Here is a 23676-nt window from a genome sequence, read left to right as displayed (position 1 = left end):
ACTAAAATACATATTTTACGGCAACCCAATTATTTTTTTCCAGATTTTTTTCAAACTTTAACCCTACTTCATTACATTTTTCTGTAATTACCGGGATATCTTCTTTATAAAATCCGCTTAAAAATAAAATACCATCTTTAGTTAAACACTTTGCATACGCAGGTATATCTGCTAATAATATATTTCTATTAATATTAGCTATAATAATATTGTACTTCTGGTCTTTAAGCAAGCTAACATCTCCCTCAAAAACATTTATTTGGCTACAATTATTACGCTCTTTATTTTCTAAAGCATTTAAATAACACCAGTTATCTATGTCAATAGCATCTACAGAACCTGCATTTTTCATTGCTGCTAAAATTGCCAAAACACCTGTTCCGCTGCCCATATCTAAAACAGATTTTCCTGTAAAATCATGTTCTAAAATATGTTGCAACATCATATGTGTAGTTTCATGATGTCCCGTACCAAAACTCATTTTTGGTTCTATAACAATATCAAACTTGGTATTTGGTTTTTCATGAAAAGGTGCACGTACAGTACAAACGTCATCTACTACAATTTTTTCAAAGTTTTTTTCCCACTCTGCATTCCAGTTTTGTTGTTCTATTTCTTTAAAGTTAAAGCTAATATCAAAATTTTCATTAGATAATATTTGCACATTTTTCACCTTCTCTTCTATCCAAAGATCCTTTAAAATATATGCTTGTACTCCTTCTTCATTTTCTACAAAACTATCAAACCCAACTTCGCCCAATTGCGCAATTAATATGTCTGATGCTGGTTGCAATGGTGCAACTGTAAAATTGTATTCTATATAGACTAAATCTGCCATTATGTACGTATTTGTAAACTTTTTTTAGAAGTGCAAAGGTACTTTATATTGCGTCTATAATAGCAATAAAATCGTCTGCTTTTAGTGCTGCTCCACCAATTAAGCCACCATCTACATCTGCTTTAGAAAAAATTTCTTTAGCATTTGCAGGTTTTACACTACCACCGTATAAAATAGATACAGCTTCTGCAATTTCTGTAGTATACTCATCTGCTATTGTTTTTCTAATAAATGCGTGCATTTCTTGTGCTTGTTCTGGAGATGCAGTTTCACCTGTACCAATTGCCCATACAGGCTCATAAGCTAAAACAATGTTAGACCAAGCTTCTGGCTTTAAATTAAAAAGAGCATTTTTTAATTGAGACGCCACAATATTAAAGTGGTTGTCTGACTTACGGTCTTCTAACTCTTCACCAAAACAAAAAACAACGCGTAAATTCTTTTCTAACGCTTTAATTACTTTTTTAGCTAAGATTTCATCAGTTTCGCCAAAATAAGCTCTACGTTCAGAGTGACCAATAATTACAGTGTTTATGCCAATATCTAACAACATATCTGCAGAAATTTCTCCTGTATATGCACCATTATCTGCAAAGTGCATATTTTGTGCAATTACTTGTATTGTTGATGATTTTACGTCTTCTACTGCCGCTGCTAAATTTACATACGTTGGTGCTACCATAACCTCTGCATCTGTGTCTGGTAATTTACCAGATAATTCTGCTAACAATGCATTTGTTTCGGTTAGGGTTTTATTCATTTTCCAGTTACCTGCAACTATTTTTGCTCTCATTTTTTATGTGTTTTATGAGTTTACTATCAATTTTAAGTATCAAATATAGTATATAATATTTGTATCACTTAATGATTTTGCATTAGTAACAAATAACTGCCTAATCCTTAAAAAAAAGGACATAAGCTGATAAAAATTTAATGTTTTTTATTTTTTATTGGAATCCAAATTTCTTCTACAGAATCTGGGTTTGCTGCGCCCAAATATCTATCATCTAAAAACTCAAAATGTGGTCTTTGGTCTAGCTGGTAACCTGTCTTTGGTAACCACTCTGTAAATATGTACTGAAAAGCTGTAGAAAAATCTTTAGCCATACCTTGGTATAAAAAAACTGCATATAAACCACCTTTAAGCTCTAAAACTTGCATACCATTAGGTACTTGTTCTGCATTAGTAACAGCTATTGCTGCCCACTTATTAAATGTAGCTGCTGGGTTAAAGTTAACAAAAGAGTATTCTTTACCATAATCTTGAACCGAATAATACTCGCCTTTTATTTGGTTTACTATTTCATCTTTTCTAGATACAAAATTTTTCCAGTGTGTAACATTATCCATAGTAAGCACAGAAACCTCTTTTTTTATACCTACTAAAATTTTAGGTTCTAATTCTTTTATCTCTGGTGCAACACTTACTAAGTTTCCCATAGCTATGCTTCAATAATTTTTATAGTACTGTTATGCTTTAATATTTCTGTAATAAAGCTATCGTTTGCCTTTGGGCTTATGTAAACCTCATCAAACTTATTGTATTTTATAATTAGTCCTTTGCTTGCTGTTGCTGGTTTTAAACCAACCCAAAGTGTTTTTCCCTTTACGATTTGGTGTATATCTGTAATAGCAATATCGCCTTTAAATGGTCCACTTTTATAACTTAAAGTAGTAGAAGTAAGCTTGTAACTTGTACCATAAAAAACCCATAACAACAAGCACAGCACCAAAGCGTTAACTACTATACTAACAATATGGTTTGTAGTTTTAACTTCATCAAAAATACTAAAGAAAAGATTTAAGCATAATAATAGTATTACAACTATCATCACACCTTTAAACAAGATATCTTTTCTACTTTTAAAAATCATTTTAAAACTTTAAATCGTCTACATCATTGTAGTGCACTTTTTGTTTGATTGTACCTTTTTCTAAAACCAAAACAGCCGGATTAGAACGAACTACAGTTTTCAACGCAGTCTCATCAGTAAAATAAAAACTAAAATCTAGATTGTATTTTTTTACAATTTGGCTAGTAAAGTCGCCATTAGAAGCTGACATTCCTATAACCTTGTATCCCTTTGCAATTGCTTTGTCTGTAACTGTTTTTATTGCTGTAAAAGCATCATAATTACTTTTAGCCAAATCATATGCAATTACCATTACTAATTTATCTTCTTGTAATAGTGATGATGCAAAATCTTCACCATCTTTTTCAATTGTAAAATCATGTATAGGTGGCTCATACCCTTTTTGTACTTCTGTAGTTTCTACACTTACATACTCGCCATCTACACTTGGGTAATCTCCTTGGGTAACGTATATTTTTTCTTCGCCATTTACATTAAACTTCCACTCATAATCAAAAATTGGCTCTGGCGCACCTTCTGGTACAGACATACCTTCTGTTATATTAGCTCCAATTTTATAAGGTCTAAAATCTTTAACTGGTAAATGGTTTAGCACATGGTTTGCAAATAACACACAAGCAAGTAAGCCTAGTAAAACTACACCTCTTGTAACATTAAAATTAAAAAGAGGTTTTATATGCTTAAGCCCAAAAAATAGAAGTAGAATATAAAATAGAAGTATTACATCTTTAATAAAAGACTGAAAGGGAGTTAGTTTTATAGCGTCTCCAAAGCAACCACAATCTGTTACTTTATTAAAATAGAAAGAATAGAACGTTAAAAAGGTAAAAAAGATAATCATTCCTAGTAAGCTGTAAACAGTTAGCTTTGGTCTGTACCCAACTAAGAGCATAATACCAAGTAATATTTCTACAATTACTACTACTATAGAGATTGATAAAGCGTGTGGCTCAAAAAAAGGCATATTTAAAACACCTACGCTAAAATATTCTTCTAGTTTAAATGAAAAACCAACCGGATCATTAAGTTTTATTAATCCGCTTATAATAAATAATATACCTACAAAAACCCTACTAACACCTACTAAAAACTTCATACAATAATTAAATTTGAAAAAATACAACTTAAAAGTACGCTAACGTAACTTTTAACTTTTGCTTATAATTTTTACTCGCTTAAATGAATTAATGCAAAAACAGAGTAATTAATAATATCTTGATAGTTAGCATCTATACCTTCACTAACCAATGTTTTTCCTTTGTTATCTTCTATCTGCTTAACACGTAACAACTTTTGTAAAATAAGATCTGTTAAAGAGCTAACACGCATTTCTCTCCACGCTTCACCATAATCATGGTTCTTATTTTCCATTAATGTTTTAGTAATGGTAATATGCTTATTGTATAGTTCTACAGCCTCAGCAACATCTAAATCTGGTTGCTCTACAATGCCTTTTTCTATTTGCACCAATGCCATAATAGCATAATTAATAATGCCAATAAATTCAGATTTTTCACCTTCATCTACCTTTCTAACATCGTTTTCTTGCAAACCACGTATACGTTGTGCCTTAATATAAATCTGATCTGTTAAAGACGGCAAACGTAAAATACGCCAAGCACTACCGTAATCTTTCATTTTTTTTTGAAAAAGCTCACGGCATTCTTTTATAACCGCATCATATTGTTCTGATGTATTCTGCATTTATCTTGTGTAATTTGTGTAAATTTCGCTTAAAATTTTGAACTAATCAAAAGTAAGGGTTTTATCTTAAATCATTTATTTTTTAAAAGTCGATAAAAATCATTTTAACACACAGTATGACAATTAATTGCAACGGAAATTTAATAAACCTATCTACACCTAAAGTAATGGGTATATTAAACCTTACACCAGACTCTTTTTATGACGGAGGAAGCTATAAAAATGAAACCGACATTGTTACCAAAGTTGAAAAGATGCTTGTAGATGGTGCTACTTTTATAGATATTGGCGCATATAGCTCTAGGCCAAATGCTATTAATATCTCTGTTAATGAAGAAATTAATCGTATTGTACCAGTTGTACAACTACTCGTAAAAAAGTTTCCTGGCATTTTACTTTCTATTGATACCTTTAGGAGTGCAGTAGCAAAAGTTTGTTTAGAGAATGGTGCTGCCTTAATTAACGATATTTCTGCTGGTAATTTAGATGATAAAATGATGAACGTAATTGCAGAATACAAAGTACCTTATATTATGATGCATATGCGTGGAACTCCAGAAACAATGCAACAGCTAACAGAATATACAAATGTGACTTTAGACATAAAGCAGTATTTTGCTAAAAAACTTGCCCAAGCAAGAGCCTTAGGTATTGTAGATTTAGTAATTGATCCTGGTTTTGGATTTGCAAAAACTACAGAACAAAACTTTAACGTATTACAAAACTTAGACCTTTTTAAAACAATGAATGTGCCAATACTTGCGGGCATTAGTAGAAAATCTATGATTTACAAAACCTTAGACACAACTGCTAGTAATGCACTAAATGGTACAACGGCATTAAATACCATTGCGTTAACAAAAGGAGCCAATATTTTACGAGTTCATGATGTTAAAGAAGCCTTAGAATGTATTACGCTATTTACTGCTTTAAAGTTAAATGAGGAGTTGTAATTTAATTCTTCATTTTTTTTATAATTTTACAAAAACCCTTTTACTTGGATTTTCTAAATTTTCTTGATTTTAAAATAACAGATATTATAGACATTATATTGGTGGCTGTACTACTGTACTATATTTATAAATTAGTACGTGGCTCTGTAGCTATTAATATTTTTATTGGTATTGTAATTGTTTGGGCACTTTGGAAACTTACCGAATTGCTAGATATGAAAATGATTAGCAGTATGGTTGGCGGGTTTATGAACATTGGTTTAATTGCCTTAATTATTGTTTTTCAGCAGGAATTGCGTAAGTTTTTACTAATGATAGGTTCTACTAATTTTGCCACAAAACGTAATTTTATAAAGCACTTTAAATTTTTAAAACAAGAAGCAATGACTACAGATACCAATGTAGAAGCTATTGTTAACGCTTGTGATAAAATGGGTAAATCTAAAACAGGAGCATTGCTTGTTTTAGAACGCACCAACTCTTTAGACTTTGTAAAAAGTACAGGTGATAAAATGAATATTGAAATTACCCAACCTATATTAGAAAGTATTTTTTACAAAAATAGTCCGTTGCATGATGGTGCTGCCGTTGTTGAAAACAATACCATTGTTGCTACCAGAGTAATACTACCAGTTTCACAAGAGCGTACCATACCTTTACGCTTTGGATTAAGACATAGAGCTGCAGTTGGTATTACAGAAAAAACAGATAGTTTAGCACTTGTTGTTAGTGAAGAAACTGGCACCATATCTTACATAAAAAACGGAGAGTTTGTACTTTACAAAGATTTAGACGAACTTACAAGTCTTATTAAAGAGGACTTAATATCTTAAAATGAATTGTAAAAATTGTGCAAATAGTCTACAAACAGACTATTCTTTTTGTCCAGATTGTGGTGCAAAGGTGATTAGAAATAGGCTTACTATTAAAAATTTACTTAGTGACATTACAGAGCGCTACTTTAATCTAGATAACACTTTTTTACGTACTTTTTTTCATTTATTTACAAAACCAGATGTTGTCATAAATGGTTACGTAAATGGCACAAGAAGAAAATACGTTAACCCTATTAGTTATTTTGGTATTGCCTTAATGTTAGCAGGGTTTTTAATGTTTTTTATGCGCAAGGTTTTTGATTTTGAAATGGATCTTGACGCTTTTGACCAAGGAATGAACCCTGAGTTTACTAAAAAAATGATAGATGTAATATATGATTACTCCTCCTTATCTTTTATAAGTTACATCCCTGTTTTTTTAATTGTAGGCCTCATTACATTAAACAAAAGAAAACACATACTAGCAGAATACACAATTAGTGTAATTTATAGCTTAGCACAATGGAGTATTTTGTCTTTTTTTACAAGTATGTTTATAATTGCCTACTTCCCGGAATCATTCACAAACTACAGCCTTACTGCATTATTATTTATGATTTTATATTTTCTTTATGTTCAGCAAAAATTAAATAAATATTCTGCTTGGCAAATAATTTACAAATCAGTATTGTTTACAGGTATATTTTTTACAATATTTGTGGGGCTAATATTTTTTATAATGATAGTTGCTATGATTACTGGCCATTTTAATCCTGCAGATTTTGTTCCTGCAAAATAATTTAAGCTACTTCATCTGCTACAAACTGTGCTTGATAAAGGTTGTAATAATAACCTCCTTTTTTAAGTAACTCTTTATGTGAACCGCTTTCTATAATATTACCTGCATCCATAACAATAATTTTGTCTGCTTTTTTAATAGTTGCCAAACGGTGTGCAATAACAATAGACGTTCTGCCTTGCGTAATTTTCTCGGTTGCCTTTTGTATTAATTGCTCTGAGTATGTATCTACAGAAGATGTAGCTTCATCTAAAATTAAAATACTTGGGTTACTTACATAAGCACGCAAAAAGGCTAGCAATTGACGTTGCCCACTAGATAGCATAGAACCACGCTCTTTTACATTATACTGGTAATCATTAGGAAGACTTGTAATAAAATCGTGCACAGATATTTCTTGTGCAGCCTGTGTTATAGTGTCTAACGTTATATCTTCATTTTTTAAAGAAATGTTATTCTCAATAGTATCTGCAAATAAAAATACATCTTGCAAAACAACCGCTATTTTATCTCTTAATGACGTTAATTTATAGTCTTTAATATCTACACCATCAACCAAAATTTCACCAGAATTTATTTCATAAAAACGGTTTAGCAAATTTATAATGGTAGATTTTCCTGCTCCGGTAGCACCAACAATAGCTATTGTTTCACCTGCCTTTACATCAAAAGAAATTCCGTGTAAAACCTCTTCACCTTCTACATAACCAAAATGCACATTTTTAAAAGAAATATTACCTTTTATTTCTTCTATTTCAAAAGTACCCTCATTGGTTATAGTATCTTTTTTATCTAAAATTGCAAATACTCTGTTTGCTGCAACCATCCCCATTTGCAGTACATTAAACTTATCTGCAATTTGCCTTAATGGTCTAAACAACATTTGCGATAGTTGTATAAACATAAATATGGTACCAAGCTCATCTACATTATTGTTTAACACAACACGTAAACCACCATACCAAACAATTAAACCAATAGCTACAGAAGAAACAATTTCTGCTATCGGGAAAAAGATAGAGTTATACCAAACTGTTTTTAACCAAGCATTTCTATGCTTTTCATTTATAACTCTAAACTTTTCTTGTTCTACTTTTTCTCTGTTAAAAAACTGAACAATTTTCATTCCTGTTAAACGCTCTTGTACAAAAGTATTTAGGTTAGATACTTGCGCTCTAACATCTATAAAAGCAACTTTCATTGCTTTTTGAAAAACTCTAGTAGCATAAATTATAATTGGCATAATAGCAAAAACAATAAGTGCTAATTTCCAACTATAAAAAACCATTACGCCAGCAACTACAACCATTTTTAATAGGTCTGATACTATCATAAAAAAACCTTGACTAAAAATTTCTCCAATACGCTGTATATCTGTTACTGCACGTGTTACCAATAATCCTACAGATGAATTGTCATAATATTTCATTTTAAAGCTAAGCATATGCTTAAAAAGCTTTATTCTAATATCCTTTATAACAGATTCTCCTAACCAATTAGCATAGTACACAAAAGATAGCTGACTTACCACCTCTAATACTAAAACTATTAACATTAAAACAATAATGTTTAACAATAGTTCCTGATCTTTATTTTCTAAAGCTGTGTTAACAATTTCTCTTAACAAAATAGGGCTTAAAACCGCAAATGCTGATAAAGATATTGCAGCTATAACAACACCATAAAAAGTAATTTTATAAGGTTTGGTAAATTGTAACAATCGTTTTAACAATGTATAGTCAAACGCTTTTCCTGTTTCTTTTTGTGTTTTAGACATTTTTTACTTTGATAATATTTTTTGGGTACAAAACCTGTGTTAAATATAATGCTTTTGCTGGCACAGAAGTACCTGCCTCTGCCCTACTTTTACTAGCTATTATGGTGTGTATATGGTCTATAGTAATTTTACCTGTTCCCACATCTAAAAGTGTACCCACAATGGCTCTAACCATATTGCGCAAAAACCTATCTGCGGTAATTGTAAACACAAATTTATCTTCTTTTTGTTCCCAAATAGCTTTTTTAACAGTGCAATAATAGGTTTTAACATCTGTTTTAGATTTAGAAAAACACTCAAAATCTTGTTTACCTAACAGCAATTGCGCTGCCTTATTCATTTTTTCTATATCTAATTTTTGCTTTATATAATGTGTTGTTACTATAGAGAAAGGGTCTTTTTGTGTGGTAATTAAATACTCGTATGTACGTTCTGTTGCATTAAACCTAGCGTGGGCATCTTCTGGAACTTCATAAATGTTTTGGATAGCAATATCATCTGGCAAAAAAGAATTTAGCCTACGCATTAAATCTACTGTATTAGATATGGGAGTAGTATTAAAATGAGCATACATTTGCTTAGCGTGTACACCTGCATCTGTTCTGCCAGCGCCCATTAAAGAAATTTTTTCTTTTAAAAGCGTACTAAATGCTTTTTCTAACTCTTCTTGTACAGTTATAGCGTTTGGCTGTATTTGCCATCCGTGATACGCTGCTCCAAAGTATGAAAATGCTACAAAATATCTCAAATTGAATTCCTATTTTTGTAAACCACAAAGATACTTAATATAAGTAAGATTTTAGCAGGCAGTAAACCGTATTACTTTAATTTAAGATTAAATTACACCGCTACTTCTTTTAAATGTTATAAAAACCAATTATTTAAAATGACAAAAATTTTATTACTGTCTGATACACACAGCTACATAGATGATAACATACTAAATTATGTTAAACAGGCAGATGAAGTATGGCACGCTGGTGACATTGGCAATTTAGAGGTTACAGACAAAATAAAAGAGCTAAAACCTTTAAGAGCTGTTTATGGTAATATTGATGATGACAAGGCTAGACTAGAATTTCCGCTAGACAATAAGTTTATGTGTGAAAAAGTTGCTGTTTGGATAACACATATTGGTGGTTACCCAGATAAGTACAATGTGCGTATACGCGAAGAAATAAAAAAAGATTCTCCTAAAATATTTATTAGCGGGCACTCTCATATTTTAAAAGTAATGTTTGATAAAAAGTTAAACCTACTGCATATGAATCCTGGTGCTTGTGGTAAACACGGTTTTCATCAGGTACGTACAATGCTACGTTTTACTATAAATGGTAGTGATATTAAAGATTTAGAAGTTATAGAACTTGGTAAAAAATAATATGCAACCCTAAAAATTAGTTAGTTATGCTTTACTATTAATTTTTACTAGGTATTTTTTGTATCCATTTTTTTATATTTACAATTACATTATGTTTTGCAAACACAAACCAAATTAAATAATAGCAACATATTTTCCCCAATTTATGAGTAATAGCCCCAAAATTACTGTTGTAGATTTAGAAACGTATAAAACAAACCCTAAACTACATAACAACAAAAAATATTATAAAATATGTCTTATTCATCCAAAAAGTATACTACACTACCCAAGTAAATCTATTACTATAAACAACACAGTATTGGTATTTACAAATCCGCTTTTAGTCTACAACTGGGAACCAATTTCTAGAGAACAAGTAGGCTATTCTTGCTTATTTAATCCATCATTTTTAGCAGAAAATACTAATGAGCTAGAAAAACAATGTCCGTTATTTAAGCTTGGAGCAAATAATATTTTTCATTTAAATAAAGAGCAAGAAACTCATATCACATCATTATATAAAAAAATTAAAGAAGAACTAGACAGTGATTATAAAAATAAAGATGCTGTTGTTAGCAATTACATTAGTTTAATAATACATGAAGCATTAAAAATAGAACCAAATGCAGCTAACAAAACACCAAAATGTGCTGCGTCTAGAATTACTTCTTTGTTTTTTGAGCAATTAAACAGACAATTTCCTATTAAAGATCCTAACAAGAGTATTACCTTAAAAACTCCAAAGGACTATTCTGACTTTTTATCTGTACATATAAATCATTTAAACGACTCTGTTAAAACTATAACAGGTAAATCTACATCTACACATATTAAAGAAAAAATTACTGCAGAGGCAGAAAATATGCTTCATAATACCGATTTAAACATTACAGAAATTGCTTATTGTTTAGGTTTTAAGTATCCAAATAACTTTAGTAAGTTCTTTAAAAGCAATACAGGTAAATCTCCTTTAGAGCACAGGAGTGTTTTTCTTTGATTTAGATATACTATAGTTTGATTTGTATACTTTTCTAAAAGAATCTATAAATATATTTATAATCCCAAACCTAAATATATTTATAGATGATAAATGAAAATGAACTAAAAGGCAAAACCAAAACTGAAGTTTTAAAATTATTAGGAACTCCTTTTAAAGGAGCCATAACTAATGTATGGACGTATAAGAAAGGTTCTAGTAACGAATTAGAAACCGAAATAACCGTTTATTTTGATCCTGAAAATGGCAAAGTACTTTTAACAGATTGCGAAACAGTATAAAAAACTATGTTATAAAAATAAAAAAACCCAGGAACAACCCTGGGTTTTACGCACTAATATAACTAAGATGTTAGGTTTAACGCAAACGATCAACAGATTTTACAAGATCTTCATCCTTTTTAATGAACCTATTGGCTAGCACTAAAAATACGATAGAAAATAGTGGAATCAACATCCCAATACCCTTCTCAGAAACAACAGTTTCTCCGGATAAGTTTAGTGATCGGGAAACGAAAAATCCTAGTATAAAAAGATTACATATCATATTCAACCTGTTTACAACAAATTGATTTTTTCTATTTTTAAATAACAAAATGGCAATAAAAGCCAAAATAGCAGACACATAAAAGGCTATAGAAATATACATTTCATCTTTAGCAAAAATAACAGTACCGTTATCTAATGTCCATAAACTAGCAAAAAAAGGAAGCACAGCTGCCAAAACAACTACTATTAATAAAAAAACAGTTTGTACTCTTTGTATCATTTATCTTTCTTTGAAAAAACAAAAATAGCGTCTTTTTAAGATTTATCAATGAAATATTAAAAATAATTTGTAATATTGCTACAGAATATTAGTAATATCGCTTACCGACAGGGACTTTCAAGTCCAAATAAGTACCCAAATTACACACTTCAAGATTTCATATTTTTCAACAAAGTATAACTTATTCAACATTACATGTTTGAGATTTCCGATTTAAAAGCAAAAAAGCTTCCTGAATTACAGGATATTGCAAAAGGTTTAAATGTTCCTAAGTTTAAAACATTAAAAAAACTAGATTTGGTATACCAAATACTAGATGTACAAGCAGCAAACCCTAAAGCGGTAGAAGAAGTTGTTGTTAAAGAACCTAAACCAACCAAAGCGCCAGCTTCTGCAAAAGCAAAACCTGCAGAAAAGCCTAAACCACGACCGGTAAAAAGAGAGCGTGTTTTAAGAGAAAAGCCAAAACCTAAGGCAAAAGAAGAAACAACTACAGAAGAAACAAAAGAGCCTGTTGCAAAAAAAGCGCCAGCTCCTAAAAAAGCTCCTGTAGCTAAAAACACAAAACCTGCTGCTACTGAAAAAAAACCAGTACACAGAAACAACCAAGGCCAGCAAAAAAATAATGGTCAGCATAAAAATCAAAACAAAAAACCACAGCACCAAAAAAATTCTAGAGACAAAAGTAATTTTGACAAGGATTTAAAAAATAGATACAGAGAGCCAGAGTTTGAGTTTGATAGTATTATTGCTAGTGAAGGTGTTTTAGATATTATGCAAGACGGTTATGGTTTTTTAAGATCGTCTGATTACAACTACCTTTCTTCTCCTGATGATATTTATGTTTCACAATCTCAAATTAGATTATTTGGATTAAAAACAGGAGATACAGTTTTAGGAAATGTGCGCCCACCAAAGGAAGGCGAAAAGTACTTTCCGCTAATTAAAGTAAATAAAATTAATGGTATAGATCCACAGGTTGTACGTGACCGTGTTTCTTTTGAACACTTAACACCATTATTTCCTCAAGAAAAATTTAACCTTGCTGAAAAGCAGAGTAATATTTCCAACAGAATTATAGATTTGTTTTCACCAATTGGTAAAGGACAACGTGGTATGATTGTTGCCCAGCCAAAAACTGGTAAAACAATGCTTTTAAAAGACATTGCTAACGGTATTGCGGCAAACCATCCAGAGGTTTATCAAATTGTATTACTAATAGATGAACGTCCGGAAGAGGTTACAGATATGCAACGTAATGTTCAAGGAGAAGTAATTGCCTCTACTTTTGACAAGGAACCATCTGAACACGTACGTGTGGCTAATATTGTACTAGAAAAAGCCAAGAGATTGGTAGAATGTGGCCACGATGTGGTTATTTTATTAGATTCTATTACACGTTTAGCAAGAGCATACAACACGGTACAACCAGCGTCTGGTAAAGTATTAAGTGGTGGTGTAGATGCAAACGCATTAAACAAACCAAAACGTTTCTTTGGAGCTGCTCGTAATATAGAAAACGGAGGTTCTTTATCTATTATAGCTACTGCACTTACAGAAACCGGCTCTAAAATGGACGAAGTTATCTTTGAAGAATTTAAAGGAACTGGTAATATGGAGCTTCAGTTAGACCGTAAAATATCTAACAGAAGAATATTCCCTGCAATTGACCTTACTTCTTCAAGCACACGTAGAGATGATCTTTTACTAGATGAAAACACAATTCAACGTATGTGGATTTTACGTAAATACCTTGCAGATATGAACCCTGTAGAAGCTATGGAGTTTATAGAACAACGCATTAAACAAACTAAAAACAATGAAGAGTTTTTATTGACAATGAATCAATAACAAAAACCTTTATTCTATAATAAAAAAATCCTACTAATTAATTTTAGTAGGATTTTTTATTAGTTGATTTTCAGAATACTATAAAAAAGTGACTATATTTATGCGACCGTAAAATCCAATAGTTATGATGACCAACAAAAAAAAAGCATTTTATTTTATTTTACCCTTAGCATTATTTATTGTTAGCAGCTGCAATAATCCTAAAGAGCAAAAGAAAGAACATCCAGAGCCTGTTAAAGAAGTAAAACCACCTACACAAATAATTACCACCAAAAAGGCTCAAACTCTTTTTGATGACTACTCTAAAAGAAGAGCTACTCTCATTAAAGATTTTGAAGACAATGAAGTAGACCCTAACTCCTCTTTTGATGTTGCCAGATATGGCTATTACGATCTTAAAACCTTAAAAAACTACATTGCTTTTATAGAACAAGAAGCAAAAAAAGCAAATGTAGAAATTACCAACGTACGTTTTTATTTTGGAAATTACCCTAAGGATAGCAAATATAAACACCCAAGGCAAAACACATTTTTTATAACACCTACTACTACCGTAGATGGTAAAGATTATCCATTTTCTGTAATTACAGATGGTAAAACATACAAGCCTAAAATTTTAAAAGATAATTTTTTATTACAGCCATCTAAACAATCAACAACTGAAGAAGCATCTATTTTTCCAAAGATTTCATTTTTTAATGACGATGAAGTACAAAGTTTAATTCTTAATCATTCTAATATGGTTCCTCCTCCGTACGAGGATTAGTAAGCATACTTTAGCTTCCAACAAAAAAATGACATTAATAGATAGTTTACTAGAAAATATAGCAGAGCCATTTTATGCAATAACACTAGTTATTGCATTGTGGCGCTATCCAAATTACTATAATACATATTTAAAATATTTTCCAATACTAATTGCCTACACTCTTTTAAACGAGGTTTTAGGATTTTTAATTAGCTCCTATCCAGATTTATTTAATATATCAATCAATAAATTCTATACTAAAAACAATATTTTACTTTACAATATTTACGACATAATTTATTTTCTTTATTTTCTATACATCTACAAACTATACTTAGAAAAAAAGATTTTAAAAATAGTAACCACAACAGTTATTATTCTCTTCTGCTGTATTAGTATTTTAAATATTTTTTATCAAGATATACAACTAGAAAGCCATGTACTCACCCATTCATTTGGATGTTTTTTTCTAATATTAATTACCTTAGTCTACCTAAATCAAATAGATTGGCATCAAAATAAAAAAGACCCAACAAAAAATTTCTTATTTTGGTTAAGCTGGGGGTTACTTTTGTTCCACGCAGGGTTTCTTCCTATAAGACTATCTTATTATTTTAGAATAATACAAAACCAAGAAAGCTATATTTGGATTAGAAGATTGCATTTATTTTTAATACCATTAATGTATTGTTGCTTTATTATTGGCTTTATTAAAATGAGGCGTAAATTAATAAAAGAATAAAGTATAATAACAAATACTATATGTTATTTTACTCAACATACTTTTAAATCTTTAAATAAACTAAAAAAGCGCTCTTTAAAAAAGAGCGCTTTTAATATTATTACTAATAAGGTATAACTTATAAAGCTGCTACCTGCTTAGTTAATTTGCTTTTAAGGTTAGATGCTTTGTTAGCGTGTATAATGTTACGCTTAGCTAACTTGTCTAACATACTAATGACTGTAGGCAACATAGTTTCGGCAGATTTCTTATCCTCCTCAGCACGTAACTTTCTCAATGCATTACGCATTGTTTTATGTTGGTACTTGTTACGTACACGCGCTGCTTCGTTTCTTCTTATTCTTTTTAATGCTGACTTGTGATTTGCCATTTTATTTTTGTTATTATGTTTTTAACGGGCTTCCACCCAAAAATTGTAGTCCGTAGGGGAATCGAACCCCTGTTACCAGGATGAAAACCTGGCGTCCTAACCCCTAGACGAACGGACCATTATTACTATTTGTATAGTGGTGTGCAAAATAAAGAAAACTTTATTTAATTTCAAAACTATACTTCATTAAAGAACTTGTAGTCCGTAGGGGAATCGAACCCCTGTTACCAGGATGAAAACCTGGCGTCCTAACCCCTAGACGAACGGACCATTAACTTTTTGCGTATTGCGGATGCAAAAATACAACTATTTTTAATTATTGCAACACCTAAGTCAATTTTTTTTTAAAATTAATATGCTTTTGCAAATAACACCCTGTTTTTAGAGGGTTTACCTGTTATAATACAACTACCATTTTCTTCTTTAGCATCCATAGGAATACATCTAATAGTTGCTTTTGTTTCATTCTTAATCTTTTCTTCGGTTTCTTCAGTACCGTCCCAATGTGCAGATATAAATCCGCCTTTATTTTCTAAAACATCTTTAAACTCATCATAAGAGTTTACTTCTGTAATATGATTGGCTCTGTAGTCTGCAGCTTTTTTGTAAATGTTTTTCTGAATATCATCCAATAAAAACTCAATTTTACCAATAACATCATCTGCATTTACAATTTCTTTTTCTAAAGTATCTCTACGCGCTACCTCATAGGTGCCATTTTCCAAATCTCTTTTACCTATTGCAATACGTACAGGAACCCCTTTAAGCTCGTACTCGTTAAATTTAAATCCTGGCTTATGTGTATCTCTATTATCAAATTTAACAGAAATACCTTTAGCTCTTAGCTCTTTAACTAACGGGTTTACTTTTTCAGAAATAGCATCTAATTGCTCATCTCCTTTATATATAGGAACAATTACAACCTGTATTGGCGCTAATTTAGGAGGCAAAACCAATCCGTTATCATCACTATGAGTCATAATTAATGCTCCCATTAAGCGTGTAGACACTCCCCAAGAAGTTGCCCAAACGTGTTCTTGCTTTCCTTCTTTAGAAGCAAATTTAACATCAAAAGCTTTAGCAAAGTTCTGACCTAAAAAGTGAGATGTACCTGCTTGTAATGCTTTACCATCTTGCATTAAAGCCTCTATACAATAAGTTTCTACTGCTCCTGCAAAACGCTCACTTGGTGTTTTTAATCCTTTTACAACAGGTACTGCCATAAAGTCTTCTGCAAAATCTGCATACACATCCATCATTTGTTCTGCTTCTGCTATAGCTTCATTTTCTGTAGCGTGTGCCGTATGGCCCTCTTGCCATAAAAATTCTGCAGTACGTAAAAATAATCTTGTTCTCATTTCCCAACGTACAACATTGGCCCATTGGTTTATTAATAATGGTAAATCTCTGTAAGACTGTATCCAACCTTTATAAGTATTCCAAATAATAGCTTCACTAGTTGGGCGCACTACTAACTCCTCCTCTAACTTAGCATTAGGGTCTACTCTTAATTTACCTGGTTTATCAGGATCATTTTGCAATCTGTAGTGTGTAACAACAGCGCATTCTTTAGCAAAACCTTCTGCATTTTTTTCTTCGGCTTCAAACAAACTCTTAGGAACAAATAAAGGAAAGTATGCATTTTCATGACCTGTTTCTTTAAACATTCTATCTAGCTCTGCTTGCATTTTTTCCCATATAGCATATCCGTATGGTTTAATAACCATACATCCACGAACTGCAGAATTTTCAGCAAGATCTGCTTTTACAACTAGTTCATTATACCATTTGGAATAATCTTCGGCTCTTTTAGTTAACTTCTTGCTCATTATTAGTAGTTTGGCACAAATATTGTGTTTTTATCAATAAATAAATTATAGTTCGACAAAACTAACTATTTTTACATTGTACAACAATTAAATTTAATATGATGATACATTCCCAATCCATCCAGAAAATAAAAAAAGTTGCTTTTGGCATCGTAGTTGGCTCATTAATTGTTTCTTGTGGTTCTTACCAAGAAGCTTCTTATTATGACAATGACGGCATATACTCCTCTAACACAACACAAACGGTAGAGCAAGCTCCTGACAATAACAATAGTGAATACCAAGACTTTTTTGGACAACAAGCCAATGAGTATAGCGCTATTTTAGACGGAGAGGTTTTTACTGATGTTGATGAGTATTACAGTGATGTGCAAGATGATGAAATAGTAAATAACTACAACGGAAACCCAGGTTGGGGAGACAATGCAACACAGGTTAGCATTAATATTCATGACAACGGATGGGCAAACTACGGAGGTTTTTATGATCCTTGGGGATACGGATATGGCGGATTTGGCTTTTATAACAGCTGGGGAAGTCCATATTGGGGATGGAACAATTGGAGATATAGAGGTTACAACAGCTTTGGATGGGGCTGGGGTGGATTTGGTTATGGCTACGGATGGGGAAATCCTTACTATAACAGAAGATTTAACAATCCTTACTACAACAGATACTATAATAATTACGGAAGAAACTCTTATGCTTACAATAACAGCAGAAGAGGACGTTATGACAATGTTATATATGCCAACAATAGAAATGCATATTCACGTTCTAGCAGGTCTAATCTAAACACAGGTGTATCTAGATCTAATTTAAATTACAGATCTGGGAAATCTGCAACATCATACAGAAGCAACAACAGCTACAGGTCTAATAGTGTTAATGTAGATGGAGTAAACCGTAATAGAACATACAGAACAAGTCGTACCACAAGAACACAACCTAGGTACAGTACATCTAGAAGCAATACATATAATAGAGGTAATACATACAGCAGAAGCAGCAATAGTAGTTCTAGCAGACCTACAACTACTAGAACCACAAGGTCTTCTAAATCTAGCTCTACATACACAAGACCATCTTCTTCATCAAGAAGTTCTGGAACATACAGAAGCTCTGGAAGCAGCTCTAGAAGCTCCGGAACAACCACAAGAAGAAGTAGTAGTCGTTCTTCTAGATCATCTTCTGCAAGAAGCTCTTCTAGCAGTAGGTCTTCATCTAGCGGAAGGTCCTCTTCAGGTGGCGGTAGATCATCTAGCAGTAGATCTTCAGGCAGAGGTAGATAATCACATACATTTTTAAACAAAAACTAATTATAAAACTCAAAGGATGAAAAATTATATCGCCTTAGCGTTTGGCTTGGTATGTACTATTGCTAGTGCTCAAAATATAAACGATGTACTACAATACAACCAACAAAACCTTATTGGTACAGCACGCTACCAAGGTATGAGTGGTGCTTTTGGAGCTTTAGGTGGAGATTTATCTGCTCTAAACACAAATCCTGCTGGTGCCGCAGTTTTTAACAATCATTTATTTTCTGCAACGCTATCTAATTACAATAAAAGTAATGATGCAAATTATTTTGGAACCAACAGAGAGGCTACAAGAAACGACCTAGAAATTAATCAAATTGGTGGTGTATTAGTTTTTAAGTCTAACAACTCTGATTGGAAAAAAATTGCCATTGCTGCAAATTATGATTTGGTTCAGAATTTTGATAATAATTTTTCTATATCTGGTGTTAGCAACCAAGGTATAGATCAGTATTTTTTAAGCTACGCTAATGGTGTGCCCTTTGGACCTTTACTTAAAAGAGACGGAGAATACCTAGAAGAAGCTTATTTAGATATTGGAAGAAACTTAGGTTTTGTAGATCAGCAAGCATTTTTAGGTTACTACGGAGGTATTATAGACCCTGTAGATGAGGCTAACGACAATAACATAGACTATGTAAGCAATGCAACTTACAATACTGTTAATCAAGACTATTTTGAAAATACTACAGGATATAACAGTAAATTTATTTTAGATTTTGCCACCCAATACCAAGACAATTTATATTTAGGTGCATCTTTAAATTTTCATAGCATAAACTATGACAAGTACACAGAGTTTACAGAAACTGGTTACACTGTAGGTACAGACATAACCAGAACTACTTTTGACAATTATTTACATACAGAAGGTAATGGATTTTCATTTGCATTGGGCGCTATTGCTAAGTTAAACGATATGGTAAGAGTTGGTGCCAGTTATGAGTCTCCTACTTGGTACAGATTAACAGATGATACATCACAAAGAATTTCTTCTGATTTGGCTGATGATGACATAAACTATATAAATTTTGACATTATAAATGTATATGAAAGATACACTATAAAAACACCTAGTAAAGTTACTGGTAGTTTAGCTGTGGTATTTGGAAAAGATGGTTTATTGAGTTTAGACTACGGCTTTCAAGATATGAGTCAGGCTGAAATTAAACCTACTAACGATCCTGGTTTTGCCGCTGCTAATGATGAGATATCTAATGAGTTAGGAACTGTTTCTACAGTTAGACTTGGTGGTGAGTACAGAATTAAAGATATTAGTTTAAGAGCTGGTTACAGGTATGAACAAAGTCCGTATGAAGATGAATATACTATTGGTGATTTAAACGGATTTTCTTTAGGTTTTGGCTACTCTTTTGGCCCTAACAGGCTAGATATTGCTTATAATAGAACAGAGCAAGATGTAAACAAACAACTATTTAATGCAGGCTTAACAACACCAGCCTTAGTAAATGTAGCAAACACAAATGTAACTATAGGTTACACTGTAAACTTTTAAAGTTTACCACAATTATATAACTAAAAAAGCAGCCTATTTGGCTGCTTTTTTAGTTGTATAATTTATTTATTTTTTATCACCTTTTTAAAGTAAAATGGTTTTGCAGAGTTTTAGCTACAATTACACCTTCCTCTGGCTCTGCATATTCCATACGAAACCAATAATCAGATTCTGGCATTTTTTTACCATTAAACATACCATTCCAAGTTACTCCAGGCCCTAGTTGTTTTAAAAGTTTACCATACCTATCGTAAATATAAACTTTGGCGTCTACTAACTCTTCAATACCTAAAACATTCCAGCCATCATGTACTCCATCTCCATTTGGAGTAAAAAACTTTGGATAGCCAATTACTAAAAACGGAATTTCTTCAGATTGACCACATCCATATTTATCATTTACAATTAAAGTATTTTGTCCGGGTGGCACATCATGAAAAAGTGTTTCATCTTGAAACTCTCCACCATTAATAGCATATTCATACTCACTAGTACCATTAACAAGAACTTCTATTTTATTTCTATCTACCAAATAATCTATAACTGTAATTTCTATATCAGCAGGATTTGGAGGTGCGTGAAAATTTATTAAAATATCATCTGTAACTGTAGGCGGAGCTCCAGAAGCTGTAGTAATCTCTACAAAATACCTACCTGTATTTGGGCTAGTAACCGTATATTCTGTTCCTGTTGCTAAATTTGGATCATCAATAGTACCATCATCATCATAATCTACAGACCACCTAACACTTGCAACATCTGGCCCTACCGGAGACCTAAAAGCATTTAAAACCACATCTGGATCTCCCTCACAAGCATTTACATCTAACCCTAAAAACTCATCTCTAAACGTACAATCTAACGCATCTACATCTTCTGTAAAAGTTAAGGTAAAAGGTTCTGGATCTCCATCAAAATTAGTATTGTAGTTATTTATTAAAATATAATAAATTTCACCTTCTGCTATATCTAACAATTCATCGTATGTATTTTTACTTCCTTTAACAAAAGAAAAACCTTCTTGACCAGATTCTGGGTTGGTACCTAAACCTGTAAAAGCTGTATTGTTAGCTTCATAATTGCAACGTACTGGCTGCGCAGTACCGTTACTTATACTAGCACAATCTGTATCTGGGCCATATACGGCAAAATCCCATTCTGCTGTATCTGTATCCGCAGAAATATCAAACCCAATAGTGCCATCTTTTAAAGCTCTAAAAACATACCAAGATGTGTTGTTTTCTATATTTGCAGAACTATTACTACCCTTTTCTAAACAACCTGTTTGGCGTATAACATCTGGATCAAAATCATCTATATCTCCACGGCCATCTGCTATACCGCTAATTGGTGCATCACCGCACACTGGTATAGACGACCTACAATCTGGGGTAAATTGCGCATTGCTAATTAGTGTAAAAAAAAGAAATCCTACTACTAGTTTGTATTGTGCTCGCATAAAAAATATTGCATTGGTTGGGATGTTACATAACCATATTATAAGCGGCAAATAATAAAATTTATTGCATTACGTCGAATATTTTTTTGCATAATCGACGAAATACCATTTTTACTTCAAGTTAAAATTTAACGTTTTAAGGTAAAATGACTACTAATATGTTTTGCAGTAACCCTATCCCCTACTGTGTTTATGTAGTTAAGTTTAAACCAATAGTCAGACTCTGGTAGTAATCTTCCTCCGTAAGTACCATTCCAAGTATCACTACCTTTTAATTCTTTTAATAACTTCCCATATCTATCAAAAATATGTACAACTGGCTGCTGTAAAGATTCCATTCCGGTTATTTTCCAAGTATCGTTTATACCATCTCCGTTAGGCGTAAAATAATTATCAAAACCAACAACTACAATATCTTCTGTAGCGTAGCCGCAGCCATTTTTATCTATAATGGTAACCGTATGAGCACCAGCAGAAACATTTGTAAAAACATTACTATCCTGCACTGGCAAAGTATCAATTTGATATTCAAAATTTCCATCAATATCAGTTTCTACAGTTACGGTATTATTAGCATTAAAATCTTCAATTAGCACATTAGATATAGATGGTGTTTGCCCAACAACAACTTCAACAACTACTGTATTTACACAAGTTACACCAAAAGCTACACTACTAATATCTAAAACATAAGTTCCTGCAGAAAACACTTGTATAGTAGGTGTTGTTTCTCCGCTTTGCCAATTGTAACTGTAATTTACATTTGGATTTGTTTCTCCTATTGTTTCTGAAGTTGCACCTTCACACAAAAAAACTTCTGTATTTATTGTACTAATAGGTGTTTCTACCACTGTAAACTCAAATTCCTCTGAAACATCAAAACATTTAGGGTTTTTTACAGATGTAGTTCTAACATAAACAGTAGTTGCACCAACAGCAGGACTGTATTGCATTGGTAAACTCAAAGAATTATTAATAGCATCTGCAGGGGTTGCGTGGTAGCTAATAATAAAATCTGATGCCGACTGACCTCCCAATGCTTCACTACTTTTAGTAGTTAAATTAAAGGGTAAATCCTCTTGGCACAAAGTAACATCCGTAATTGGGTTTGTAGTTGGCGCTGTAGAAAAAGCCACTTGTACATCACTAATAATAACATCTGCAGTATTTAAAACTACTTCTACTCTATACAATGCATCTGTGGTTACATCTAAAAACGCATTTGTTTCTCCTAAAATTTCTGTAAACCCTAAACCAATATCTCTATACCAAGTGTATGATGCTGTATTTGGTGTTGTAGCATCTAACCTAACAATATCCCCATCACAAGCAGCAATTGGCGAGCCCAATAAGTTGTTAATAATAGAACAATCTAATGCGGTATTTGGGTAATCTATAAATATTTGCCCAGAAAACTGAATTGAAAAACCTGAATTTACATTGCTAAAATTATTAATTAATAAGTAGTATTCTTCACCAGCTTCAACTGTTAACCAATCTTCATACTGTACATTTGTTGCTCCTGTTGGGTCTTCTCCCACTCCGGTAAATGAATTTCCATCTCCATTATCAAAAAAATTACATCGTACAGGGTCTCCCAAATTAGCACAATCACTTGCTTTGTACAATGCATAATCCCAATCTTCTGCACTATCAAAACTAATATTAAAACCCAACTGCCCAGCTTCACCAGTTTTAAATCTATACCAAGCAGAGTTAGACTCTATAGCTCCAGACAAAGTACGCTCTAAACAACCTGTTTCTGCAGCACCACCAAAATCATCTACGCCATAACCGTCTGTACCTCCATTGGTTGGCGTATTATTACAAATAGGTATAGCATTGCTACAATCTGCAGACACTTGCGCACCAGCAGAAAGCAACCCTAACGTAAAGAAAAAAAACGCTATTGCATAAAACCTTTTCATAAATTGATAAAAGTTTGAGATAT

The 23676-nt window shown here is 32.2% G+C and carries 23 protein-coding genes and 2 tRNA genes; 10 read left to right on the top strand and 15 right to left on the bottom strand.

The features are described 5' to 3' along the window. Position 1: 1 nt before the first annotated feature. From prmA to KLA_RS08120, 6 genes are all read right to left on the bottom strand, one after another. Entirely contained in the window at positions 2-838 is an 837-nt protein-coding gene (gene prmA, locus KLA_RS08145) for a 50S ribosomal protein L11 methyltransferase (RefSeq protein ID WP_034644961.1), read from the bottom strand. A gap of 43 nt (positions 839-881) precedes the next feature. Further along, positions 882-1631, bottom strand: a complete 750-nt coding sequence (gene tpiA / locus KLA_RS08140; RefSeq protein ID WP_034644958.1) for a triose-phosphate isomerase — start codon at positions 1629-1631, stop codon at positions 882-884. Positions 1632-1768: 137 nt separating this feature from the next. Beyond that, positions 1769-2278 (bottom strand): GyrI-like domain-containing protein, encoded by a 510-nt coding sequence (locus KLA_RS08135; RefSeq protein ID WP_034644956.1) that lies wholly within the window; start codon positions 2276-2278, stop codon positions 1769-1771. 2 nt (positions 2279-2280) lie between these two features. Continuing rightward, positions 2281-2712 (bottom strand): PH domain-containing protein, encoded by a 432-nt coding sequence (locus KLA_RS08130; RefSeq protein WP_034644954.1) that lies wholly within the window; start codon positions 2710-2712, stop codon positions 2281-2283. Between the two features lies 1 nt (position 2713). After that, on the bottom strand, positions 2714-3808 hold the full coding sequence (locus KLA_RS08125) for a BT_3928 family protein (RefSeq protein ID WP_034644951.1): 1095 nt from the start codon (positions 3806-3808) through the stop codon (positions 2714-2716). A 71-nt stretch (positions 3809-3879) separates the two neighbouring features. Further along, a complete protein-coding gene (locus KLA_RS08120) occupies positions 3880-4416 on the bottom strand; it encodes a DUF1599 domain-containing protein (RefSeq protein WP_013621884.1) in 537 nt (178 codons plus the stop codon). Positions 4417-4532: 116 nt separating this feature from the next. Here KLA_RS08120 and folP point away from each other — a divergent pair, with 116 nt between their 5' ends. Genes folP through KLA_RS08105 form a run of 3 tightly spaced genes read left to right on the top strand, consistent with a single transcriptional unit; the run spans position 4533 to position 6983 of the window. Further along, positions 4533-5369 carry a dihydropteroate synthase gene (gene folP / locus KLA_RS08115; RefSeq protein WP_034644949.1) on the top strand — a complete coding sequence of 279 codons (837 nt, stop codon included), beginning with the start codon at positions 4533-4535 and terminating at the stop codon, positions 5367-5369. Between the two features lie 44 nt (positions 5370-5413). Further along, positions 5414-6202 (top strand): diadenylate cyclase CdaA, encoded by a 789-nt coding sequence (gene cdaA, locus KLA_RS08110; RefSeq protein WP_013621882.1) that lies wholly within the window; start codon positions 5414-5416, stop codon positions 6200-6202. A 1-nt stretch (position 6203) separates the two neighbouring features. Further along, positions 6204-6983, top strand: coding sequence for a DUF3667 domain-containing protein (locus KLA_RS08105; protein ID WP_034644947.1), 780 nt, complete (start codon positions 6204-6206; stop codon positions 6981-6983). 1 nt (position 6984) lies between these two features. On the opposite strand, the gene KLA_RS08100 is transcribed toward KLA_RS08105, so the two are convergent. Both KLA_RS08100 and truA read right to left on the bottom strand, forming a co-directional pair. Next, the gene (locus KLA_RS08100) at positions 6985-8760 is read right to left on the bottom strand and encodes an ABC transporter ATP-binding protein (protein ID WP_034644945.1); all 1776 of its coding nucleotides are present in this window, start codon (positions 8758-8760) and stop codon (positions 6985-6987) included. Continuing rightward, the gene (truA, locus tag KLA_RS08095; RefSeq protein ID WP_013621879.1) at positions 8753-9508 is read right to left on the bottom strand and encodes a tRNA pseudouridine(38-40) synthase TruA; all 756 of its coding nucleotides are present in this window, start codon (positions 9506-9508) and stop codon (positions 8753-8755) included. The genes KLA_RS08100 and truA overlap by 8 nt, the downstream gene beginning before the upstream one ends. 138 nt (positions 9509-9646) lie before the next feature. On the opposite strand from truA, the gene KLA_RS08090 reads away from it, so the two are divergent. From KLA_RS08090 to KLA_RS08080, 3 genes are all read left to right on the top strand, one after another. Continuing rightward, positions 9647-10141: a metallophosphoesterase family protein gene (locus KLA_RS08090; RefSeq protein ID WP_013621878.1), complete on the top strand. Its 495-nt coding sequence runs from the start codon at positions 9647-9649 to the stop codon at positions 10139-10141. Positions 10142-10286: 145 nt separating this feature from the next. Then, entirely contained in the window at positions 10287-11120 is an 834-nt protein-coding gene (locus KLA_RS08085; RefSeq protein ID WP_013621877.1) for a helix-turn-helix domain-containing protein, read from the top strand. Between the two features lie 86 nt (positions 11121-11206). Continuing rightward, positions 11207-11401 (top strand): hypothetical protein, encoded by a 195-nt coding sequence (locus KLA_RS08080; RefSeq protein WP_034644943.1) that lies wholly within the window; start codon positions 11207-11209, stop codon positions 11399-11401. A 76-nt stretch (positions 11402-11477) separates the two neighbouring features. On the opposite strand, the gene KLA_RS08075 is transcribed toward KLA_RS08080, so the two are convergent. After that, positions 11478-11888, bottom strand: coding sequence for a DUF4293 domain-containing protein (locus tag KLA_RS08075; RefSeq protein WP_013621875.1), 411 nt, complete (start codon positions 11886-11888; stop codon positions 11478-11480). 195 nt (positions 11889-12083) lie between these two features. On the opposite strand from KLA_RS08075, the gene rho reads away from it, so the two are divergent. Next, positions 12084-13739 (top strand): transcription termination factor Rho, encoded by a 1656-nt coding sequence (gene rho, locus KLA_RS08070; protein WP_034644941.1) that lies wholly within the window; start codon positions 12084-12086, stop codon positions 13737-13739. A gap of 124 nt (positions 13740-13863) precedes the next feature. Then, positions 13864-14505, top strand: coding sequence for a hypothetical protein (locus KLA_RS17550; RefSeq protein WP_152536835.1), 642 nt, complete (start codon positions 13864-13866; stop codon positions 14503-14505). A gap of 842 nt (positions 14506-15347) precedes the next feature. Here the strand turns inward: KLA_RS17550 and rpsT are convergent. The 4 genes from rpsT to proS form a co-directional block, all read right to left on the bottom strand. After that, positions 15348-15599, bottom strand: coding sequence for a 30S ribosomal protein S20 (gene rpsT / locus KLA_RS08055; protein WP_013621871.1), 252 nt, complete (start codon positions 15597-15599; stop codon positions 15348-15350). Positions 15600-15645: 46 nt separating this feature from the next. Further along, a tRNA-Glu gene (locus tag KLA_RS08050) sits at positions 15646-15717 on the bottom strand. A gap of 80 nt (positions 15718-15797) precedes the next feature. Further along, a tRNA-Glu gene (locus KLA_RS08045) sits at positions 15798-15869 on the bottom strand. Between the two features lie 80 nt (positions 15870-15949). Further along, positions 15950-17428: a proline--tRNA ligase gene (gene proS, locus KLA_RS08040; protein ID WP_013621870.1), complete on the bottom strand. Its 1479-nt coding sequence runs from the start codon at positions 17426-17428 to the stop codon at positions 15950-15952. A 98-nt stretch (positions 17429-17526) separates the two neighbouring features. On the opposite strand from proS, the gene KLA_RS08035 reads away from it, so the two are divergent. Both KLA_RS08035 and KLA_RS08030 read left to right on the top strand, forming a co-directional pair. Then, positions 17527-18720 (top strand): hypothetical protein, encoded by a 1194-nt coding sequence (locus KLA_RS08035; protein ID WP_235183525.1) that lies wholly within the window; start codon positions 17527-17529, stop codon positions 18718-18720. 43 nt (positions 18721-18763) lie between these two features. Continuing rightward, positions 18764-20266 (top strand): OmpP1/FadL family transporter, encoded by a 1503-nt coding sequence (locus KLA_RS08030; RefSeq protein WP_034644937.1) that lies wholly within the window; start codon positions 18764-18766, stop codon positions 20264-20266. Positions 20267-20342: 76 nt separating this feature from the next. Here the strand turns inward: KLA_RS08030 and KLA_RS08025 are convergent, their stop codons facing one another. Beyond that, positions 20343-21725: a T9SS type B sorting domain-containing protein gene (locus KLA_RS08025; RefSeq protein ID WP_013621867.1), complete on the bottom strand. Its 1383-nt coding sequence runs from the start codon at positions 21723-21725 to the stop codon at positions 20343-20345. A 128-nt stretch (positions 21726-21853) separates the two neighbouring features. Further along, on the bottom strand, positions 21854-23653 hold the full coding sequence (locus tag KLA_RS08020; RefSeq protein ID WP_034644934.1) for a T9SS type B sorting domain-containing protein: 1800 nt from the start codon (positions 23651-23653) through the stop codon (positions 21854-21856). Positions 23654-23676 lie beyond the last annotated feature (23 nt).

It is taken from the genome of Cellulophaga geojensis KL-A (assembly GCF_000568425.1).
Lineage (GTDB): Bacteria > Bacteroidota > Bacteroidia > Flavobacteriales > Flavobacteriaceae > Cellulophaga > Cellulophaga lytica.
The sequence above is the reverse complement of the archived record's forward strand: the minus strand, read 5'-3'. Positions and strand labels throughout refer to the sequence as shown.

Excerpts from the sequence above, each read along its gene's own strand:
- prmA (WP_034644961.1), bottom strand. The coding sequence starts at position 838 with ATGGCAGATTTAGTCTATATAGAATACAATTTTACAGTTGCACCATTG.
- tpiA (WP_034644958.1), bottom strand. The coding sequence starts at position 1,631 with ATGAGAGCAAAAATAGTTGCAGGTAACTGGAAAATGAATAAAACCCTA.
- KLA_RS08135 (WP_034644956.1), bottom strand. The coding sequence starts at position 2,278 with ATGGGAAACTTAGTAAGTGTTGCACCAGAGATAAAAGAATTAGAACCT.
- KLA_RS08130 (WP_034644954.1), bottom strand. The coding sequence starts at position 2,712 with ATGATTTTTAAAAGTAGAAAAGATATCTTGTTTAAAGGTGTGATGATA.
- KLA_RS08125 (WP_034644951.1), bottom strand. The coding sequence starts at position 3,808 with ATGAAGTTTTTAGTAGGTGTTAGTAGGGTTTTTGTAGGTATATTATTT.
- KLA_RS08120 (WP_013621884.1), bottom strand. The coding sequence starts at position 4,416 with ATGCAGAATACATCAGAACAATATGATGCGGTTATAAAAGAATGCCGT.
- folP (WP_034644949.1), top strand. The coding sequence starts at position 4,533 with ATGACAATTAATTGCAACGGAAATTTAATAAACCTATCTACACCTAAA.
- KLA_RS08105 (WP_034644947.1), top strand. The coding sequence starts at position 6,204 with ATGAATTGTAAAAATTGTGCAAATAGTCTACAAACAGACTATTCTTTT.
- KLA_RS08100 (WP_034644945.1), bottom strand. The coding sequence starts at position 8,760 with ATGTCTAAAACACAAAAAGAAACAGGAAAAGCGTTTGACTATACATTG.
- KLA_RS08090 (WP_013621878.1), top strand. The coding sequence starts at position 9,647 with ATGACAAAAATTTTATTACTGTCTGATACACACAGCTACATAGATGAT.
- KLA_RS08085 (WP_013621877.1), top strand. The coding sequence starts at position 10,287 with ATGAGTAATAGCCCCAAAATTACTGTTGTAGATTTAGAAACGTATAAA.
- KLA_RS08080 (WP_034644943.1), top strand. The coding sequence starts at position 11,207 with ATGATAAATGAAAATGAACTAAAAGGCAAAACCAAAACTGAAGTTTTA.
- KLA_RS08075 (WP_013621875.1), bottom strand. The coding sequence starts at position 11,888 with ATGATACAAAGAGTACAAACTGTTTTTTTATTAATAGTAGTTGTTTTG.
- rho (WP_034644941.1), top strand. The coding sequence starts at position 12,084 with ATGTTTGAGATTTCCGATTTAAAAGCAAAAAAGCTTCCTGAATTACAG.
- KLA_RS17550 (WP_152536835.1), top strand. The coding sequence starts at position 13,864 with ATGATGACCAACAAAAAAAAAGCATTTTATTTTATTTTACCCTTAGCA.
- rpsT (WP_013621871.1), bottom strand. The coding sequence starts at position 15,599 with ATGGCAAATCACAAGTCAGCATTAAAAAGAATAAGAAGAAACGAAGCA.
- proS (WP_013621870.1), bottom strand. The coding sequence starts at position 17,428 with ATGAGCAAGAAGTTAACTAAAAGAGCCGAAGATTATTCCAAATGGTAT.
- KLA_RS08035 (WP_235183525.1), top strand. The coding sequence starts at position 17,527 with ATGATGATACATTCCCAATCCATCCAGAAAATAAAAAAAGTTGCTTTT.
- KLA_RS08030 (WP_034644937.1), top strand. The coding sequence starts at position 18,764 with ATGAAAAATTATATCGCCTTAGCGTTTGGCTTGGTATGTACTATTGCT.
- KLA_RS08025 (WP_013621867.1), bottom strand. The coding sequence starts at position 21,725 with ATGCGAGCACAATACAAACTAGTAGTAGGATTTCTTTTTTTTACACTA.
- KLA_RS08020 (WP_034644934.1), bottom strand. The coding sequence starts at position 23,653 with ATGAAAAGGTTTTATGCAATAGCGTTTTTTTTCTTTACGTTAGGGTTG.